This window comes from Caldisphaera sp. (assembly GCF_023256325.1).
In the GTDB taxonomy this organism is placed as follows: domain Archaea; phylum Thermoproteota; class Thermoprotei_A; order Sulfolobales; family Acidilobaceae; genus Caldisphaera.
In genome coordinates this window covers 13,325-33,321 of sequence record NZ_JAGDXI010000038.1, presented here as the reverse complement: position 1 = coordinate 33,321, position 19,997 = coordinate 13,325, and the positions used below count along the sequence as shown (strand labels likewise).

Genomic DNA, 19,997 nt, shown 5'->3' with positions numbered 1-19,997 from the left:
AAGGGGAAAGAAATATGGTTTCAAAAGCAACAACTATAATGTTAATATTGTTTGCTGCTACTTTAATATCAGCTGGAATTGGGCTCTATACTTATAGCGGATATTCTAAACCACTTGCACATATATATCCGCAACCTCCATTAAGTAAAATTTTAAATAAAATATCTTATATGCAATATCAAATTTATTCTCCTATATTTGGAAATTCCTATGTTAAACTTTTTAACAATGCAACATATCAAAACGGTACCGCATTATTATACAATGTTACTACAAATAGTGTTGTTGAAAAAATAGTCTACAAATACAATGAAACAGGATTAACTTTTTTAGGCGTCGTAATAGGTAATGTAACAATCCCAATAAATGCATCAAACTATTATACATTCTATACTAGTTCATATTACTTTACTAATCCTTATACAGGAACTTCTTATTTAGAACCATTCCCTGGTATAGGCCCTCTTTACGCAATTTATTATATTGGTCAAATATATAAAGTTGATTGGCAAGCAATCTCTTTAGGTCAAGCACAACCACCAAATTCTTATGCAACAATAAATATGGGATTTACTGATATACCGGTCTTCAATAAAAAGTATCCAGGTTTTGAAATATCAATATCTCCAGCATCAACTGCTGTAATGCCAGCAAATTATCCTGTAACCTTCACAGCAACTGTAGTCTATATTGATGGGGTCTCAATTGCATCGCAAATGACTATAGGAGTAAGTTCCGCTAATTATTTATCTTATACATTAACATCATTAAACTCAAACATTTCTTCATAATAAATATTATTTAACGTACTTATTTTAATATTTTCCGCATCTATAAAATATTTTGCAAACTCTATTATGTTTTCTATTGTAGGGTTCCTAAAGGATTTTTTATATAAATTTACTAAAGTTTTATTATCCATTAAATGCAAAAAATATGATACTCTTTTATATAATCTAATTCCATCACTGTTTAATCTCTCATCCCTACTAAAAAATTCTTCATAATTTTCAAGAAGCTTTATTAATATATTTTTTATTTCTTTGTTAGCTTTAGCTCCCTCAGAGCTTGCACCCATAAATCATCACATCAATTGGAATCTTTCAATCACAGGGAGCTTTTTTATGGTTCATCATCGTATTCTCCAGGGCTTTCTTCCTCTTCTACGCTGCTCCATCCCATTGGCATACCATTTCCATATCTTATTGGCTTTTCCATGTTGCTTAATAGCACAACCCTACTAGGGACACTTTCACTAACTATAGGATAATCGCTCTCATTACTTATCTTTTTAGCAACTTCTTTTACTTCATCGTAGTTTGGCATATTTTCTCTAGTAAGTCTCCCTTTGCTTGCTCCGACATACATATAAGCCTTTACCTCAACGTAATTCGGAAGCCCTAACTTAATTAGCTTGGCAAAACCTTTAATCGCTTCATCGCTATCATTAAAGCCTTTAACTACAGTAATCCTGTAAACTGTCGTTGACGAAAAGCTTGGCAACATTCCCAATGTCTCTAAAGTAAGTTCCCATCCCCTTGGAACTAACGGCTTGTTAAATAAATTGTATGATTCTTTATCCCAGGCTTCAAGGCTAATATATAATTGAGAGGGCTCCTCTTCTAGATTAGCCAGGATATCCGGTCTAATACCTCTTGTAACTAGAAAAGTAGATATACCTCTATTATGAAATTCTTTTATTAATTCCCCTAACCTTGGATATAAAGTTGCTTCTCCAGTTAGACTTATTGCCACATGTTTAGGGTTCATAGCTTCTTGATACATTTTCATATCAGTTCCTTGCCTGCCCTTATAACCACTCATAATTCTTCTATATTCTTTTATAGCATTTTCAACAATAAATTTGGGATCATCGTTATATGGCATTTTAGTTTCATTCCATTCTAAGCCAACATCTTGAGGCCTTAATCTCCAACAATGTGTACATGCATTCCAACACCAATGATTAGAAACACTTAACTGAATGCATCTATGACTTTCAATTCCATAAAACTTTGATTTATAGCAAAACCTATGTTCTGCTATTGCTGCATGATTCCAATAGCATTTTTTTACAGAACTATGGTTTCCGATTAAGTGATATCCCTGTCTTTCAAGTCTTTCATTTAGCGCCTGATAAATGTCTTCAGTTTTGAGCTCTGCCATTTTTTCACCTACCTTGAAGATTTCTCAGTCAAGTAAGTATAAGCACTATAAGCGGCTATAGATCCAGATGCTGCCGCTGTTACTATTTGTCTAAAACCCTTCCATTTGCTAGTTGCATCCCCTGCAGCAAAAACCCCTGGTATATTGGTTCTCATCCAGTCATCTACTTTTATATAACCTGCTTCATCTGTCTCAAGCCCTAAAGATTGATACCAATCTTTAGGAGGTTCAAAACCAATTTCAATAAAAATGCCATCTATATCAATTTCCTTTTCTTTTCCATCCTTATTTAATACTACAGCACTTTTAACAAAATTATCTCCTTTTATTTGAGTTACAAAGCTGTTATATAGTATCTCTATGTTTTTCCTATTCAATACTTGGTTTACATAAAAAGGTTTAGCTCTAAATTGGTCTCTTCTGTGAACTAAATAGACTTTTTTAACATAGCCACTTAATAAAAGCGCTCCTTCTAAAGCCGCATCTCCTCCTCCGACTACAATAACGCTGTCTTTCCCTTTATATAATGGAGCATCGCATATGCTACAATAACTCACTCCCTTTCCAGTAAAAGTATCTTCGCCGGGTACGTTTAGCTTTCTCCTCTTTGATCCAACTGCCAATATTATTGTTTTAGAATAAACATCTAAACCATTGCTTCCTACTACGTGAAATTCGTCTTCAATTTTATCAAATTTTTTTACTGAAATAAATTCATATACTGGCACTTTAAACAGTTTTTCAGCATGATCTCTAAATCTCGATACAAGTTCTGAAGCCTTAATTGATAGTGTTGCTGGATAATCATCTACGACATCAGTTAAATTTAATTGCCCTCCAATATCTTCAGAAACTACTACAGATTTCAGCAAAAACCTTGAGGCATAAATAGCTGCAGAAAAGCCCGCCGGTCCTCCTCCAACTATTAATGTATCGTAATGTTCCCCTTTTGGAGGTCTTGATATTTTAGTTCCAAGTCTTAATGACATAATGCTTTCACCAAAATATAATATTAATTAAGTGCTTTTAAGCTATAGTATTAAAAAATTATATTAATAGCCCGCCCACCATTTTCTTTGATTTTATAAATTCAATTAAATTGTTTTGATGCTCTAGTGCAGCTTTTTTAGCTTCTTGAGGATCTCCTTTCTCTATTGCTTGATAAATTTTCCAATGCTCTTCAATTTCTTGCTCAACCCTATTTGCTGATGCAAACAAATCTACTCTAACTATGGCTAATTTATTTCTTATATCCTTTAAAATATCTCTAAGATATTCATTACCACTGAGATCAGCAACTATATCATGAAAAGCACTATTTGCAATTGCTGCCGCTAATGGATCATTTTTGCTTATTTTTCTAAATTCTTCAGCAGCTTCTCTTAACTTCTTTAAAAGTTCAGGATCTCTATTTAATGCTGCTTTTTCAGCTGCTAGCCCTTCTAATATAGATCTAACTTCGAAGAGTTTCAATATCTGCTCTTTAGTTAAAAAGTTTACGTGATAACCATCTGATAATTTAACTACCAAACCTTCTTTTTCAAGTTTATGTAAGGCTTCTCTTATAGGGGTTCTACTAACATTATAAAGCTTTGCCAAAGCTGTTTCACTGAGCTTATCCTTAGGTTCAAATCTTCTATTCAAAATATCCTTTTTTAATAATTCATATACTATATCAGAGTACTTAGATTGCTTATCTGATTCTGTTTCTGACATCTTTGCTCCCCTGTTCTGTATACAGTTTAAGACTTATATTTATTCTCTTTAGTTTATTAAATATATAAAATATTACTTTTTAGATATTTTTAATTAACCTCTCAATAAGAGTTCTTATAATATCTATTAAAATCAAAGTCTTTTTATAGTTATCGTCGTACACATTATATTCTTTTGCCTCTTGTACAATGTCTCTTCTTAGGTCACTAAATAAATCCAATAATTCTTGAAAATAACCTTCCATATCCTTAATACCATATTCGTTTATTAAAATATCAATTATTTGATCTATTGTTGTAAAAATAAAGGATTGAACAATTAAATAAAATCTAGCGTATACAGGTATCTCTGAAAAGCTCTTATATGCTTTTAAAAAATTATTTAATACCTGATCGTATCTTTTCAAAGAAATTATCCCATCATTATTTAATCCATTCCTTACACAATCCCATATAAAATTATAGTATTGTTCTTTGATTCCCATGTTTACATTCCAAATAATCCGCTTAGGCCTTCGCTTACATCTACTTCTTTGTTTTCTTCCTCTTTCTTCTCCTCTTTCTTCTTTTCTTCCTTCACTTCTTGGGTTTTCTGAGGAGCTATAGGCTTTGCAACTTCTATGCCTAATTCTTTAGCTTTATCTCCTAATGAAGAAGATACTGCCTCTTCTTCCGCATATGCCCTCTGTAATGTAAGTTCTGCGGTATCTTTATCTAATGCAAGGCCTGCTTCTTGTATTAATCCTATGGCTTCTTTTTCTGCAGTTATTAATATTGAATTCAAAGCCTCTGGTACATCTAGATATGTGGCTTCTATTGCTAATCCTATGGCTTCTTTTTCTGCAGTTATTAGATCTGACTTGAATGATTCCAAATCTACGTGCAATACATCTTTCGGTATTATAGTCTTCCCATCCCATGCTAATATCAAATTAAGCACTATTTCGAATGGTTGTATTCCAAGTTGCTGTAAAAGACTTGCTAATTCTTGCGATATTACATCACCTTTTTTAGCAACAACAGTGTCACTCTTTATATAAATCGTTCCCTTTCTAACTTCGTATGGTATCTTAAGTTTACCGAAAACGCTTACCATAGGACCAGGTCTAATACCCGTATCTCCCTCTGGTACTACTATTTCCTTTGGCGCTGGAAGACCTGCCTTAGCTGGGGCAGGAATTCTTAACTTATCTATTTTCATAGATATCTTAAACGGATTTGTATCAGTCAAAATTATTAAAACTCCGTTTTTTAGATAAGGTTCAACTTTTTCCTTTTCTAATCCAACTTTCTCTAAAGCCATTAATATTAATCTTTTCTTTGAAACCTTAAATATAGAATCGTTTCTTAACTCCTTCTTAATTAATTGCAATTGCTTTGTAGGCATAGATTCTAAATCAGCAAATATTACATATTTTTTGCTTTTTATTAAATTAATTAATTCTTCCAACTCCTTTTTCTTGCTTTCTGGCGGCTCCTTCCTTCCTTTTTTCTGAACCAACATAGACATCTATATCACCTTAAAGCTATTTCAACAGGGACTCCCATAGTTTTCTTCACATATACTTTTGCTATTTTAGCTGCTCCTATTTTCGATTCAACGGTATTAAATACTGCGTTTATATTTTCAATTAAATCTTCATTTTTCATATCTTCGGTTCCAACTCTACATTGAACTTGTGGCTCATTTCTTAACCTTGCCCATACAGCCCTTTTGTAATTGTTAACTATATCAGTTATGTTTGACTTTGGAGAAATGGCAATAGGGACTTTACCTCTTGGACCTAGTGCAGGACCTAAAATACTACCAACCAAACCCATTAAGTCTGATGAAACTAAAATCCAATCACAGCTATTACCAACTGCTCTTGTAGCCTTTTTATTACCTTTCATTGCGTTTAGTTCTTCTCTGGAAATAGTTCTTAGGCCTAATTTCTTTGCCTCAAGTAAAAGATCTCCTGAAGCAACAACGCATATATTTGGCTCTTTAGTTGGAGAATGAGGCAGATAAACAACTTCTCTGAATTTGGCCTCATTGCTTTTCATATTTATGTCTTTTAAAGCTATTATAAGCTCGATACTTTGTTTGAATTTTCTCTGCTTACCAAGCGTCTTAGCCTTATCCACTGCACCTTTTATTATTTCATTATCTAAAGGCAATTCCAAGCACCCTGTTATTTTTTCTCGTTTCTACATCTCTAACATATTTCTGCATTTTTAAGCCCTTTCGTTCACTTTTAAAGTTAAACTATTTTAATAGAATATTGTTTAATAAATATTTTAAGAAAGATTATTAAGAGAAAAGGCTAAAACTAAGGAAAGAAAAGCATATAACCAAATTTGTTCAAGTTTTAAAAAGAGAGGCGAAGGGTCCAAAACGCCTTGAGCCTAGAAATAGGCGGGCCATGAGGACCCGTGGCTCAGCCAGGATAGAGCGTCGGCCCTCTAAGCCGAATGTCGGGGGTTCAAATCCCCCCGGGTCCGCCACATTTAAAATACAAAGTCCCTCTCATGCTATTTATCATTTTAGCAATAAATTGTTAAATAAATTAATTATATTTTATAAATTTAATTGTTATTAAAATTATTTTTACTCTAAAGATGTTAGCTTATTTAATACACCAGTTAAATCTCTTGTAGAAATTATTCCTTTAATTCTTCCCTCTTCATCAACAACAGGTAAGTGCCTAACATTTTTTTCATACATTAAAGAAATCGCTTTACTTAATCCCTCTGTGTATTTTATTAAAATAGGATTCCTTGTCATAACATCTCCAACATTTTTGTTCAATGGACTATTTTCAGCAACTACCCTTGTTAAATCTCTCTCTGTAAAAATTCCTATAACTTTGTCGTCAGGTGATACAACTACTACACTACCTATTTTATTATTATACATAATTTTTGCTACTTCAATTATTGATGAATTTGGAGAAACGGTAACAGGCTTTTTCATTACATCTGATACCCTCAAACCCAAAACTGCTGACATTTTCTTACACCTCTTTTCTGTAATCTCTGCAGAAATATAAATGGGTTTCTAGTGGGTTATACAAATAAATATTTCCTTTGTATCTAAAAAGTAAACTTTTTTAAATTAGTAAATTTGATTCTTTTAAAAGATAACAAACTTTTTTAATGATAAATTGTTTATTGTTGTTCTTTAATTTAATTTTTTCTCCCCTAAGCAACGCTTTTATAGTCTGCGCTTACACACTTAAAACTGCAAGCTAGAGGTTGATAAAAAATGCCCCAAGAAGGAAAAGCATATGTGCATGCAGCACTTGCTTTATATTATGCAGGTGCCCAACTAAGTGAGGATAATCTTAAAAAGGTAGTCGAATCTTTAGGCCTTCAAGCAGATGATGCAAAGGTCAAAATGCTAGTAGCAAGCATATCAGAATTAAAATTAGATGAAGTCTTAAAGAACGCCGCGGTTGCTGTTTCAGCACCTGTTTCAGCACCTGTTTCAGCACCGGCAGAAGCTGAGAAGAAAGAGGAGAAGAAAGAGGAGAAGAAAGAGGAAGAAAACAAAGAAGTAGATGTAAGCGAAGGCCTAAGCGGATTATTTGGAATGTAAACGATAAATTTTTAAAAAACTTTATTATTTCTCAAACTATTTTCATTTAATGGTGTTAATAAGTGATGAGGCTAAATCCAGAAGATTACAAGCTTGACTTCTTTAAAGAGAACGGATTTATAAGAAAAAAATGCAAAATAGGTAAAGAAGATTTTTGGACATTAAATCAAGAATTCGATACATGCCAAGATGCTCCTGATACTGAGTATTGGTTTGATAAAATAAGTTCTATTAATGGTTTAAGTGTTAGAGAGGCAAGAGAAAAATTTATAAAATTTTTTGAAAAAAATGGACACACACCTATAAAACCAAGACCTGTTGTTGCTAGATGGAGAGAGGACTTATACTTAACAATAGCTAGCATTGTTGATTTTCAGCCTCATGTTACAAGTGGATTAGTTCCACCTCCAGCTAATCCATTGGTTATCAGCCAACCTAGCATTAGGCTAGAAGATATAGATAATGTCGGTCTAACTATTGGAAGACATTTAACTACATTTGAAATGGCAGCTCATCATGCATTTAATTATCCTGATAAAAAAATCTATTGGAAAGATGAAACAGTAAGATATGCATATGAGTTCTTTACAAAGGAATTGAAAATTCCAGGGGATTTATTAGTATTTAAAGAATCTTGGTGGGAAGGAGGAGGTAATGCAGGTCCTTGCTTTGAAGTAACAGTAGGAGGTTTAGAATTAGCAACTTTAGTATTCATGATGTATAAAGTAGAGAACGGAAAATATGTAGAATTGCCATTAAAAATTGTAGATACAGGCTATGGAGTAGAAAGGATGGCTTGGTTTACCCAAAAAACTCCAACAGCATTTAAAGCTATATTTGGAGATACTTTAGATAAATACAGAAAAATCTTAGGCGTAAAAGAGCCTCCCGAGAAAGTATTATGGGAAGCCTTTAAAGCAGCTGGAAGACTTGAGCCAGAAGATCCTAAGAGTGTTAAAGAGTTCTATGAAAGAATATCAAAAAATACTGGATTTAGTTATGATGAAATTAAATCATACATGGAATTAGATGCTCGTTTGTACAGCTTATTAGATCACTCTAGAACTATTTCCCTTATGCTTGGAGATGGTATTGTACCTAGCAATACTGGAGAGGGGTATTTAGCTAGACTAGTAATAAGAAGGGCACTAAAACAACTTAGATTTATAAGAGATGATGTAAGTCTTTCAGATCTAGTTGAACTCCAAATTAAATTATGGGGAAATGATTTCAATCAATTAGTAGATAATCAAAATTATATAATAGATGTCATAATAGATGAAGAAAAAAAGTTTAAGGACACATTAAATAGAGGGATAAAATTAACTTTAAAGACACTTAAGTCTGGAAATATTAGCTTAGAAGATCTTATAAAATTTTATGATAGTTATGGAATTCCACCTGAAATAATTGCAGATGAAGCTAAAAAGAGGGGAGTAAATATAGATATACCAATAAATTTCTATTCAATTATTGCATCAAGACATAAAGCTCCAACATCAGTTAGAAAAATAGAAGAAAAAAATAAGCTTCCAGAAGATATAATATCTTGGGCAAAAGAGTTTAAATCAACAAATCTTTTATTCCATCAAAATCCCTATGCAAAAAGCTTCATAGCAAAATTGTTAGGAAATAAGGGTAAGTACTTTATATTAGATTCAACATTATTCTATCCAACAGGTGGTGGACAAATTAATGATCTAGGCAAAGTGAATATATGTGATAAAGAATATAGAATAGTAGATGTAGAAAAAGTCAATGATGTGGTTGTTCACGTTGCCGATAAAGAAATAGATACAAATTGCGAAGATGTATATGGAGAAATTGACTGGATTAGGAGATATAGACTTATGAGACATCACACAGGAACTCATTTACTCATGGGGGCTTTAAGAAAAGTTCTAGGAGATCATGTCTGGCAAGCTGGAGCTGAGAAAACACCTGAAAAGGGAAGGCTAGATATAACACATTATAAAATGCCCAGTAAGGAAGAACTGAAGGAAATAGAAAGATTAGCCAATAAGGTAATAGATGAGAGAAGACCTATAAATCATTTATATATGAGCAGAACTGAAGCTGAAGACAAGTATGGATTTAGGCTATATCAAGGAGGTGTACCTATGACCCCTAAAATAAGAGTTATAGATATTGAAAACTGGGATACACAAGCATGCTTTGGGACGCATTTAACAAATACAGGAGAAATAGGAGGATTAAAAATAACTAAGGTCGAGAAAATTCAAGATGGCATAGTTAGATTTGAGTACGTAGCAGGAACTAGAATTCCTGAAGAAATGGAAAAGCAAGAAGATAAAATGGAAGAGATCGGAAAAATCTTAGGTTCAAAACAAGGAGAAGAAATAATAAGAGTAAAAGCATTAAAAGATGAAAATAATGAACTAAATAATAGAATTAAGGCTTATAGAAGGCTTTGGGAAGAGCAGATTGGAAATATAATAAATACAGCTCCCATTATAAATAATGTTAAAGTAGCTTTCATAGAGTTTCCTGAAAACGATATAAGCTATGCAAGAGAATTTTTAAAGAAGTTCACCAATAAAGATGAAGAACTCTTATTAGGCTTATTAATAAAAAACGATAACAAAACGTTTATAGAAATGGCAGCTGGTGAAAAGGTTAAAATAGATCTTGGAGAAATATCTAAAAAAATATCAAGCAAATTAAATGGGTCAGGAGGGGGTAAAGGATCTTACGCGAGTTTAGTTATCAATAAGAACGTAAATAGCGAAGATATGCTAAACATAATAAAAGAAGTCTTATAAACTAACCTTATTTAAATCTTGATTTAATTTATTATAAAACCTTTCCCACCAATTTTTAAGTTTTTCTTTATGATACATAGAATCCTCCCAACCTGTTGCACTAGTTTCAGCAGCTAGAGATGCGACTATATCCATTACTTTCTTAGATTCCCAAAATTCTGGCTCTGCACCAGATTTTAGTTGGTAATCAGCAATTGTTTTATACATCTTTAATCCATGAGAATAAAGATCAACGTTTAAACCAATCAGCTGTTTGTACATTTCTGACATCATCTCTTCAGCCCACCCTCTATGGAACCTACAAAATCCAGCGTTAGCAACTATATATTCAAGTACAGCTCTCTTCAAGCTTACCGTTTCATAATCTTCTGGCTCTTTGAAAGAAGGTGAATAATCTGTCCAATATTTCCCCAAAACATATAATGGAGCCAAGACGCCAGGACTCCAGTAATAATTAGGAGTCATATATCCTTCTTTACCAAAAGCTGCATATACTAATAAATCCTCGTATCTTAAACCAATTTTACTAACTCTATCGTGATAAATGTTATCAAGTTCCTTAGCAGCAGATCTTAATCCTCTTTCTGAAATAATTTTTAATACTTTATTATTTTCATCAAACCCAATTAATTCGATAAGTTTTCTTGCTAAAATAGAATTCTTAATGCTCGATTCTTTATCAATCCTCTCAGGATCGAAAACAGGATAATCATTTAGCCCAACGTCTTCTGGATTTAATAGACCTTTATCTATTAAATCAAATATCCATGATATTAAATGACCAGCTTCTATTGCATCTAACCCTAAATCATCAAGCAAATTGACTAAGCTAGCTGATTCATCCATAGTTATTATACCACTTATAGGACCCACGCCATGAGCTGGTTCGTAATCAATTTTAGTCCCTTTATATATCTTTTTACAAGATACTGAGCAAGGTTCTCCACAATTTTTTGATGCATCAGTAAGCTTTCCTCCATCAAATACATTATCTTCAAAAGGCTTCCAATAATTTTCTATAACCTTGTCATGTAAAATTAGCCTAACTCCTCTACTATAATAAACATTGTTATAACCTAAGTATGGAACAAGCTCCTTATAATGTATATAGTTAACGCCAAATGTACCTCCAGTTTTTGTTTGAGGGTCAAAACGATATTTTACTGTTTTATCAAGCAAGGTTGGCATGTATTGCTTTTTATAAACGTTTTGCGATATTTGGTTCATTAACTTTATATTACCTATATTAGGATTATCCCTCTTCAAAGTGCCTCCTACAACTATTCCTACAACATTATGAGCTTTAGCTAATACGCTACCTCCTCCTCCTCTTGAGGCTGAATCAGAAACAGATGTGATATTTGCAGTATGTTCATCTAATACATAACTGAAAATTCCGGCAAAATTCGTTTTAAAAGCAGCTGGACCCACTACTATAACTCTTGATTTGTTTTTTATTATACTATCTTTATCTTTTGATATTATATATTGGGTAAGTCCTCTTGTACCTTTATATCCCTCGTAACCATTATATACATTCCATAGCTCATCTTCTTTTATATAATCTATCTTTACATTAAGACCTTTATCGCTAGAATAAATAGTTATAATGCTTGGCTCTCTAGATTTTCCATTAACAACTACTCCATCTAATCCTGTCCTAAAGAAAGCAAAACCAGCTCCTCCTAGTTCACTTACATGAATTCCTGTAGATACTGGGCTTTTAAAGATAAACACTATTCTATGACTACCTATAACTATACCTCCTGCAAATGGGCCTATACCAAATACTGTAGGGTTGTTCGGATCTAGCGGATCTAATAAATAGCTCTTATATTTCATATGAATCTTTAATCCATAATCAATTATACCTAAAATATCTGGATCTTCTTCATCATTAAAATTATAAGATTCTTTGGACACATCTATGTACAGAGATTTGAATTTCATTTCTGTCACTTCGCTATTTTTATATCAATAAATAAGCAAAAAACTAGAGTTAAATATATAAATGTTATATTAAATAAGTGAAATATGGGGAGTGGAGGTTGGTATCCTTGAAGGACATAATATCTAAAGAAAAGGCTATTACAGTAAGTTATAATACTCCATTAAGCGATGCTGCAAAAATTATGAAAGATAAAGGAGTAGATAGCGTTTTAGTTGTAAAGGATGATAAAATAGTGGGCATATTTACAGAAAAAGATCTCGTAAGAGCTATTGTAGATAACGCTTCGTTAAATACACCCATAAGCAATTATATGAGCACCAAGTTGATAACAGCAAAGGTTGATGAACCTATAATAGCTGTAGCCTATAAGATGGTTGAAAGTAATATAAGGCACATACCTATAGTTAATGACCAAGGAAATATATTAGGTGTAGCTAATATAAAAGATGTACTTAGTTTAGTCTTAGCTTCTGGAGCATGGCCTTAATGTTTTTATAAACCAAATTTTTTAATTTAATCCTTAAAAACTTAACCTACAGCTATAGAGAAGGAGCTAGAAGGTTGATTAAGATGCCTCAAGAAAAAGTCATAACAATACAAATTGAAGGTGGAGCTGCAAAACCAGGTCCACCTTTAGGACCTACTCTATCTTCGTTAGGGTTAAATGTTAAAGAAGTAATTAATGAGATAAATGAAAAAACTAAAGACTTTAGCGGTATGACAATACCTGTTAAGATAACAGTAAACACCTCTACAAAAGAATATAAAATAGAAGTTGGAATACCAACTATTACAACAATTCTATTAAAGGAGGCTGGTGCTTCCGAGCCTAGCGGAGATCCTGAGCATAAGAAGGTAGGAGATTTAAAGTTAGAAAAAGTAGTTGAGATTGCTGTTAGATCAAGTCCAAAGCTTCTATCTAAGAATTTAGAAGCCGCTGTAAAGTCAATTTTAGGTTCTGCCAAAAGTATAGGTTTGACCGTAGAAGGAAAAAATCCCAAAGACGTAATTAGAGAAATTGAAGAGGGGAAACATAAGGAACTAATAGAAAAATATGAAAAAGAATATCTGAATAGATGAAGCTTATGGAAGATCAAAAAGTAGATTTAATTAAAGAATATTTTAATAGATCCTTGAGCTTTATAATATTTGACTTAATTTTGGATTTTGGCCTATACTTTCTTTCAATGGTTTTGATTACATCAAACTTAATAAAAAATATCATATATATAATATTAGTTGCATCAACGACTCTTTTAATTTCTGTCTTATATTATGACTATATTAATTTTAAGAAAAAATTTAGTATAATAAGAAAATTTTGTAAAGGAGAAATGTTTTATAATAAAAAGAAAAATGTTTTAATTTGCAAAAACGGTAATTTAAGGATTTGCACTACATTAGATTACAATAGAGTTTATCTAAATATAATAGACAGCTATATAAAGAAGGTAGAAGATACAAACGATTTTTATTGTACAAGGTTTGAAGAAGGTATAATAGATAAAAAAGAAGGCTTCAAAATATTTCACGGAAAATTTAGATTAATAGATAATGATCAAATAATCCTCTGTTCAGGAAAGAGCATTATAATAGATAAAGTAGATAAAGTAGGAATTGAAAATGCATTAAACATGCTATGATTTTTATTTTGAATTTAATAATATCTTGCTTAGATAATGCATAACTTTAGTTTTGATAAAAGCTTATATAGTGTATACAATCATTAGAAAATTTAAACCTTTTATTATTTACTCCGAGCTAAACATATTTAAAAATCTGGTTAAATTATATATAATACGGCAAAATATAATTAATAGGTGTTTGATTTGACTTATGAAGAAAATGTCATAGTAATCGATGTTAAACCTACTAATGATATAACGATAAGTTCTAAAATATCGTCTTATGAATTAAACTTAATAAATAAAATAACAGAAAAATGCGGTATATCTAGAAGTTCTTTTATAAGGTTAGCCATACAATATGCTCTTTATAATATGCTTATAGAAAACCAAGAAATAGATGGAGAATGGAAAAAAATAATCGATCAATATAAATCAGATTCAGAAAAAATGTTTGGAAAGTGCAAGGAAAAGATTTAATCTTAAATTTTATCTATAAAAGTATTGATTAGTTTTGTAATATCTTTATGAAAATTAATTTAAAGTTATTTATTGTACCCCGCATTACCGTTTGCCCGTCATCTTCATACCCCAATATGGGGTCTCAGGCAACGTGAGACAGCGGGGCCATTTAACTATATAACTTTAAAAAGTAATTAGCTTTTAATATTATGCTTTCTTTTCTTCGCTACCACTCAGCCAAGAGCGGGCATTGATTATCTTTAATAGTCATTGACTGCCTCCCTTGACTTCATTGCGGTCTCCCTAAGCCCTTCGCCACCCTGCAAGAGCAGCTCTCGGAAACCCGGGGTTACCAGTAAGCTAATATAAGAGGTGGACTCGTAAGTTTAACGTTTGATACATAATAGCACTAGAGGAAATCTCCAAATAAAATAATAAACGTGAATGGATATAAAAAGATCTTCACTAACATGAAAAAGGATTCATCCCCAGTTTATATATTTAGACCAATTTCTTAAATATAGGTTCATAACCATGGTTAACCTATTAGCAGCGTCAGGTTCAATACATGCGGTCTCTATTTCCCTACCATCAAATGTCACTGCACGAATTTTTTTATACTCCTTTGGTTTATCGCATTGAATCACTGTAAAACTCTTTATGAGACCATCCATTGCAAGCCCTTCTATTTCTATCACATTTAATGAATTTTCTTGCTTACTCATTTTTTCTCCCATTAATAATTTATTATGCCAGGATTATAAACAAATGTATTTAAATTCATTAATAATTTTATAAATATTATATCTAAATTTTAAATCTCAAAAAAATTAATTTAAAAGCTTCTGCGATTCTTAATTAAATAGGTGAGAAAATGAGTAATAATCCAAAGAAAAAGAAATCTATATTCGATGTTTTTGATGATATAATGAGAGAAATGGAAGAAGAAATGAGAGAATTTGAAGAAAGTTTTGAGAATTTAACAAAGCAAGGTACTAAGGGAGAAAATCCATATTATTATGGGGTAAGAATTTTTGTTGGGCCAGATGGTATACCTAAAGTTGAAGAGTTTGGCAATATAAAGAAAGGCAAGTTTGGAAAACCTATTGTTAGTGACGAAATAGAACCTATGGTTGATGTAATAGATCATAACGATGAAATATGGATAGTTGCAGACCTACCAGGCGTTGCGAAAGAAAACATAAAGGTAAATGCTACTGAAGACAAAATATATATAAAAGCTACAGGCGATATGAGGAAATACTCTAAAGAAGTAGAATTACCTTCTAAGATAGATCCTGATAGCGTAAAAGCAACATATAAAAATGGTGTGTTAGAAATAAAGGTTAAAAAGAAAAAAGAAGAACCTAAAGGAAAAGAAATAAAAATAGAGTAATGGGGAAAAACTTTTGTATAAAGAAATTGCAGAAAGCATAATAAATTCTTTAAATTCCGAACTTAATGGATTTGTTATAGATAAAAGGCTTATAAATATAACTTATTTAAACAAGCTATTAAATATGTCAGGACTCGAAAAATTCATAAAAAGAATTGATATGGATAACATAATAGCACTTTTTATTGACGAATCTTCTATAGAAAATAAATGCCTTTATGATGGGTGCTCAACTATCCAGGATGTAATTGAAAAAAAGAAATGTGTTAAAGAATGTCTTTATAATAATATAAAAGTGATTAAAGAAGAGGTTGCAAAGAACTTAAGAGAAACCGCAAAGAATTTGGAATAAATCTTAAAATTTGTTTATAAATCTTTTACAATTAAAGTAGATAATCTGATTTGTTTCCTTTATCTATAACTTTTATTCCCATAGATGAGAGCTTAAGCCTAATATGATCTGCTAAATCATACATTTTATTTTCTCTAAGCTGCTTTCTTACCTCTAATATAAGGTCAATAAGTTCCGGAGTTAAATTCTTCTCTACATGAAGCTCTTTTGATAAAACATCATCTAAAACTCCATATACTTTATTCATTTCTTGTAGAACTTTATAAGTAAATGATACTAAAGCATATGATTCTGAGCCTTGAATCCTTTTATAGTAAAGATCGGTCAAATCCCAAACATATCTAATTGCCTCGCTCATATTAAAATCATTATCCATAGATTCATACCATTTTGAAAGTAAGTTCCTTAAATTACTAAAGCTTTCAATATCTTCATTTCCCATATATATTGTATAGTCCTCTTTTTTAAGTCTCTTAACAACCTCTTGAGAAATTGCATTTAATCTTTCATAAAGTCTTTTTGCTTGATTTAAGCTTTGTTCAGAATATTCTATTATTGCCCTATAATGAGAACTCAAAAGCCAAAGCCTTAATATATTGCTCCCCCATGTTGATATAGCATCATTTAATGATATTATATTACCAAGGCTTTTGCTCATCTTCTCCCCTTTTATTGTTAACATGCTTGTATGAAGCCAATATTTAACCCATGGAGATGAACCAAAATAAGATTCGCTTTGCGCTATTTCATTTTCATGATGGGGAAAAATTAAATCGGATCCCCCTCCATGTATGTCTATTTTACTACCTAAATACCTAGAACTCATTACGCTACATTCTATATGCCATCCTGGTCTTCCTTTACCCCAAGGACTTTCCCAATATGGTTCTCCTTCTTTATATGATTTCCATAAAGCAAAATCATAAGGATTTTTCTTTTCAGAAACTATTCCTTCTCCTTGATTCCAATATGCTTTATTAAAATTGTTGCTCAACCTACCATAATTTGGGTACTTATCTACACTAAAGTAAACACTACCACTTTGAGCTACATATGCGTAACCTTTATCTATTAATCCCTGTATAAAGTCTATTATTTCTGATATATGATGGGTCACTCTGGGATGTAAATCTATTTTTATGTTAAGCTTATTTAAGTTATCTAAGTAATCTTTTGAATAAATATTAGCTATGTCTTCCCAATTTGAGTTCGTCTCTTTGGCTTTATTGATGATTTTATCATCTATGTCTGTAATGTTTTGCACGTAAGCTACATTATATCCTTTTAACGATAAATATCTCCTTATAGCATCAAAAACTACAAAGGTCCTTGCATGACCTATATGAGTGTAATCATAAACAGTTGGACCACATACATACATATTTACTAACGATTCGTTCCATGGGTTGAATATCTCAATTTTTTTCCCGTAAGTGTTTTGTATACGCAACACAATTATTTACCACCAGTTTCTTTATGCTTTTGAAGAAAATAAAGGTTTGCAAAATTAAATTTATAAAGTCTTCATACAATAAAGAAATTGATCACTAGCAAGTGGTTAAAATGGTTAGAGTAAGAATTAAGGATATATTTGCAGGCTCTAGACCTTGGTCCCTTCCAATGTTTATTGCAACATATTTGATAGGTATCATTTTAGGAATGACATATTTTAAAGGCATTAATGTTTATATGGTCATGCTCATAATATTAGGTGCTATCGGCGAATTATTCCTTCACATGATGACAAACATTATAAATGATTATTATGATTATATTAAAAAAATAGATAAGTTAAATAACATACAAGAAAAAAGGTTCCACCTTGCCCTACATACAGAATTAAAACCAGAAGAAGTAAAAAACATAGCATTAATTCTTGGTAGTATAGCTATTTTTATAGGAATAATAATAGCTATTCTTGGTAGACCTTTAGCACTAATCTTAGGTCTTATAGGTTTTCTGATAGGTATAGAGTACAGCGCTCCTCCTTTATATTTAAAATATAAGGCTTTGGGAGATTTTTCCGTCATAATATCAATGCTACTTCTCTCCTTAGCAGGATTTTATTTATATACAGGTAGGATTTCTATTATAGGGTTTTTAATTGGACTTCCAATAGCAATTTTAATAGATGATGTATTAATGGCAAATAATATAAGAGATATAAAAAGAGATAACATTTCTAGCATAAAGACACTTCCCATATTATTAGGCTATAATAAATCAAAATATCTTTACGTATATTTAATTATTTTAGCTTATATAATTTTAGGACTTCTTATTTTGTTTAAAATACTACCTATTTATTCTCTTATAGAGTTGCTAACATTACCTCAATCAACTAAAATAATATTAACATCACTTAAAGACAGATTTGATTTTCTTGATGTAATGACTGCTAAATTGGTATTAAACTTTGGAATTTTACTAATTATTTCATTAATAGTTTCATATATAATAGAAATTTAGATTCCTAGTTTTGCTTTATAATCTTTATATAAAGATGTTATATATGAAACCCAATCATTTAGTTCTAGAGGACTTTGTGGATAAATATCATAAGCCTTCTGGGCCTTCTTCATATAATCTGCAACTATAACTAATTTTGATAAAAGCGATGGTCTACCAAGCATTTTTAAGGCTAATGTAGCTTTCTCTAAAACTCCCATATTAGCACTTAATTCGCCTGTTACGCTTGTCTCATAGGCATCCTGTGCTTTCATTATTCCATGTTTTAATCCATATTGTATATCATCATTCGATAACCTTTGCAAAAATATTCTAAATATGTCTAGACCAGCCTGCCTTTTCCCTATGGCTTTCATATATTTAAGATTTGCTCCCCAGAGGCTTTTTGCTGAAAAATCTTTGTTTTGAAATGCCTCAACAATAGTTTGGGAAGCATAATATGAAGAAGCAAAGGCGTATCCCATACCTCCTCCATGAACTGGGTTTACAGTATATCCATTATCTCCTATACCTATAAAATTATTCCATACTAAGGTGTTTGCAGGTCTTCTTGTTGGAACTTTTGAGCCAGAAGCGTTAATAACGCTTGTATAGTTTTTAACTAAATCGATTTGTTCAAGTCTTGTTTTAAATATAGTATTGGGAGCAGGATAATTCATACCTCCTTGAACTCCCAGGCCGATGTTTGCTTTATCCTTACCTTCAGGGAAGTACCACCAATAACCTCCTGGTGAAATTTCTTGGTCTAAATAAATTCTCAAATAGCTAGGTTCTTCTACTTCATAATTTAATTCCCTTATTTCTCTATATGCTATGTTAGTGTCTAAAGGATTTAATGGTTCATTTGGTGGCCATTCTTTTGGTAGAAGCCTTCTCAAAAGTCCCCCATTACCTGTTGCGTCAACAATTATATTTCCTTCAAAAATAGCGTTTTCTCCATTTGGCATTATAGCGTTAACTCCAACTAACTTGTTTTCTTGAATTTTTGGATTAGTAACTCTTGTCTTTAAAAATATTGAAATACCTGATTTTTCGGCTTCCTTCACAAGTTTTCTTCCATATTGATTTCTATTTATTACAAAACCTTCTCCATTAACCCTTAAGACAATATCTTTTTTAGGGCTTATTATATCTATGCCGTCAACCTTTTGGCTTAATTCCTTTCCTTCAGGATAAGGGAGTCCTGTTTCTTCGAAATGATGTTTCCCTATAGCATCTCCGCAAGGCTTTCCCCAAAGACCATCTTCGTCAACCATGTCAATTCCTGCAATATTCAAACCGCTGTTTCTTAAAAAATAAGCCAATGTAGACCCTGCTGGACCTAAGCCCACTATCACTACATCGAATTTATAGCTCTTTGTCAAATTAATTCCCCAACTTTAATTTAACGTATAAAGTTTAAAAAGAAAAATCTAAGTATTTATACTAAATTATAAAAATATTTAAAATTATATATTTAATTTTAATAACTTGTTTTTAATTGTGCCCTCAGTTCAGC

General features: G+C 31.6%; 22 protein-coding genes and 1 tRNA gene. 11 read left to right on the top strand and 12 right to left on the bottom strand.

Annotated features, from left to right (window positions below):
- Positions 1 to 14: 14 nt before the first annotated feature.
- Positions 15 to 791 (top strand): hypothetical protein, encoded by a 777-nt coding sequence (locus Q0C16_RS05300; RefSeq protein ID WP_292320185.1) that lies wholly within the window; start codon positions 15 to 17, stop codon positions 789 to 791.
- Here the strand turns inward: Q0C16_RS05300 and Q0C16_RS05295 are convergent.
- The 7 genes from Q0C16_RS05295 to Q0C16_RS05265 form a co-directional block, all read right to left on the bottom strand.
- Entirely contained in the window at positions 752 to 1,078 is a 327-nt protein-coding gene (locus Q0C16_RS05295; protein ID WP_292320183.1) for a hypothetical protein, read from the bottom strand. The two genes, Q0C16_RS05300 and Q0C16_RS05295, sit on opposite strands and share 40 nt — an antisense overlap.
- 44 nt (positions 1,079 to 1,122) lie before the next feature.
- The gene (gene twy1 / locus Q0C16_RS05290; protein ID WP_292320182.1) at positions 1,123 to 2,166 is read right to left on the bottom strand and encodes a 4-demethylwyosine synthase TYW1; all 1,044 of its coding nucleotides are present in this window, start codon (positions 2,164 to 2,166) and stop codon (positions 1,123 to 1,125) included.
- Positions 2,167 to 2,174: 8 nt separating this feature from the next.
- Positions 2,175 to 3,155 carry an FAD-dependent oxidoreductase gene (locus tag Q0C16_RS05285; RefSeq protein WP_292320180.1) on the bottom strand — a complete coding sequence of 327 codons (981 nt, stop codon included), beginning with the start codon at positions 3,153 to 3,155 and terminating at the stop codon, positions 2,175 to 2,177.
- 58 nt (positions 3,156 to 3,213) lie between these two features.
- Positions 3,214 to 3,882, bottom strand: coding sequence for a GntR family transcriptional regulator (locus Q0C16_RS05280; protein ID WP_292320178.1), 669 nt, complete (start codon positions 3,880 to 3,882; stop codon positions 3,214 to 3,216).
- Between the two features lie 79 nt (positions 3,883 to 3,961).
- Positions 3,962 to 4,366, bottom strand: coding sequence for a hypothetical protein (locus Q0C16_RS05275; protein ID WP_292320176.1), 405 nt, complete (start codon positions 4,364 to 4,366; stop codon positions 3,962 to 3,964).
- A gap of 2 nt (positions 4,367 to 4,368) precedes the next feature.
- Complete coding sequence (locus Q0C16_RS05270) at positions 4,369 to 5,391, bottom strand: 50S ribosomal protein L10 (RefSeq protein ID WP_292320174.1); 1,023 nt, start codon at positions 5,389 to 5,391, stop codon at positions 4,369 to 4,371.
- A 5-nt stretch (positions 5,392 to 5,396) separates the two neighbouring features.
- On the bottom strand, positions 5,397 to 6,041 hold the full coding sequence (locus tag Q0C16_RS05265; protein WP_292320172.1) for a 50S ribosomal protein L1: 645 nt from the start codon (positions 6,039 to 6,041) through the stop codon (positions 5,397 to 5,399).
- Positions 6,042 to 6,290: 249 nt separating this feature from the next.
- Here Q0C16_RS05265 and Q0C16_RS05260 point away from each other — a divergent pair.
- A tRNA-Arg gene (locus Q0C16_RS05260) sits at positions 6,291 to 6,368 on the top strand.
- A 103-nt stretch (positions 6,369 to 6,471) separates the two neighbouring features.
- Here Q0C16_RS05260 and Q0C16_RS05255 read toward each other — a convergent pair.
- A complete protein-coding gene (locus tag Q0C16_RS05255) occupies positions 6,472 to 6,873 on the bottom strand; it encodes a CBS domain-containing protein (RefSeq protein WP_292320169.1) in 402 nt (133 codons plus the stop codon).
- 255 nt (positions 6,874 to 7,128) lie between these two features.
- On the opposite strand from Q0C16_RS05255, the gene Q0C16_RS05250 reads away from it, so the two are divergent.
- Positions 7,129 to 7,461 (top strand): 50S ribosomal protein P1, encoded by a 333-nt coding sequence (locus tag Q0C16_RS05250; RefSeq protein ID WP_292320167.1) that lies wholly within the window; start codon positions 7,129 to 7,131, stop codon positions 7,459 to 7,461.
- Positions 7,462 to 7,526: 65 nt separating this feature from the next.
- Entirely contained in the window at positions 7,527 to 10,244 is a 2,718-nt protein-coding gene (alaS, locus tag Q0C16_RS05245; RefSeq protein WP_292320227.1) for an alanine--tRNA ligase, read from the top strand.
- Here the strand turns inward: alaS and Q0C16_RS05240 are convergent.
- Entirely contained in the window at positions 10,239 to 12,194 is a 1,956-nt protein-coding gene (locus tag Q0C16_RS05240) for an aldehyde ferredoxin oxidoreductase N-terminal domain-containing protein (RefSeq protein WP_292320165.1), read from the bottom strand. The genes alaS and Q0C16_RS05240 overlap by 6 nt on opposite strands.
- Before the next feature lie 98 nt (positions 12,195 to 12,292).
- Here Q0C16_RS05240 and Q0C16_RS05235 point away from each other — a divergent pair, with 98 nt between their 5' ends.
- From Q0C16_RS05235 to Q0C16_RS05220, 4 genes are all read left to right on the top strand, one after another.
- Positions 12,293 to 12,682, top strand: a complete 390-nt coding sequence (locus Q0C16_RS05235) for a CBS domain-containing protein (RefSeq protein WP_292320164.1) — start codon at positions 12,293 to 12,295, stop codon at positions 12,680 to 12,682.
- An 83-nt stretch (positions 12,683 to 12,765) separates the two neighbouring features.
- Positions 12,766 to 13,275, top strand: coding sequence for a 50S ribosomal protein L11 (locus Q0C16_RS05230; RefSeq protein ID WP_292320162.1), 510 nt, complete (start codon positions 12,766 to 12,768; stop codon positions 13,273 to 13,275).
- 5 nt (positions 13,276 to 13,280) lie between these two features.
- A complete protein-coding gene (locus Q0C16_RS05225) occupies positions 13,281 to 13,838 on the top strand; it encodes a hypothetical protein (RefSeq protein WP_292320160.1) in 558 nt (185 codons plus the stop codon).
- 186 nt (positions 13,839 to 14,024) lie between these two features.
- The gene (locus tag Q0C16_RS05220; protein WP_292320158.1) at positions 14,025 to 14,300 is read left to right on the top strand and encodes a hypothetical protein; all 276 of its coding nucleotides are present in this window, start codon (positions 14,025 to 14,027) and stop codon (positions 14,298 to 14,300) included.
- 464 nt (positions 14,301 to 14,764) lie between these two features.
- Here Q0C16_RS05220 and Q0C16_RS05215 read toward each other — a convergent pair whose 3' ends face one another.
- Positions 14,765 to 15,019: a hypothetical protein gene (locus Q0C16_RS05215; protein WP_292320156.1), complete on the bottom strand. Its 255-nt coding sequence runs from the start codon at positions 15,017 to 15,019 to the stop codon at positions 14,765 to 14,767.
- Positions 15,020 to 15,156: 137 nt separating this feature from the next.
- Between Q0C16_RS05215 and hsp20 the strand changes: the two genes are divergently transcribed.
- The gene (gene hsp20, locus Q0C16_RS05210; RefSeq protein ID WP_292320154.1) at positions 15,157 to 15,678 is read left to right on the top strand and encodes an archaeal heat shock protein Hsp20; all 522 of its coding nucleotides are present in this window, start codon (positions 15,157 to 15,159) and stop codon (positions 15,676 to 15,678) included.
- Positions 15,679 to 15,691: 13 nt separating this feature from the next.
- A complete protein-coding gene (locus Q0C16_RS05205) occupies positions 15,692 to 16,030 on the top strand; it encodes a hypothetical protein (protein ID WP_292320152.1) in 339 nt (112 codons plus the stop codon).
- 31 nt (positions 16,031 to 16,061) lie between these two features.
- Here the strand turns inward: Q0C16_RS05205 and cysS are convergent, their stop codons facing one another.
- A complete protein-coding gene (cysS, locus tag Q0C16_RS05200; RefSeq protein WP_292320151.1) occupies positions 16,062 to 17,483 on the bottom strand; it encodes a cysteine--tRNA ligase in 1,422 nt (473 codons plus the stop codon).
- 110 nt (positions 17,484 to 17,593) lie between these two features.
- Between cysS and Q0C16_RS05195 the strand changes: the two genes are divergently transcribed.
- Complete coding sequence (locus tag Q0C16_RS05195) at positions 17,594 to 18,499, top strand: prenyltransferase (RefSeq protein ID WP_292320149.1); 906 nt, start codon at positions 17,594 to 17,596, stop codon at positions 18,497 to 18,499.
- On the opposite strand, the gene Q0C16_RS05190 is transcribed toward Q0C16_RS05195, so the two are convergent.
- Positions 18,496 to 19,863, bottom strand: coding sequence for a digeranylgeranylglycerophospholipid reductase (locus Q0C16_RS05190; RefSeq protein WP_292320147.1), 1,368 nt, complete (start codon positions 19,861 to 19,863; stop codon positions 18,496 to 18,498). The two genes, Q0C16_RS05195 and Q0C16_RS05190, sit on opposite strands and share 4 nt — an antisense overlap.
- Positions 19,864 to 19,997 lie beyond the last annotated feature (134 nt).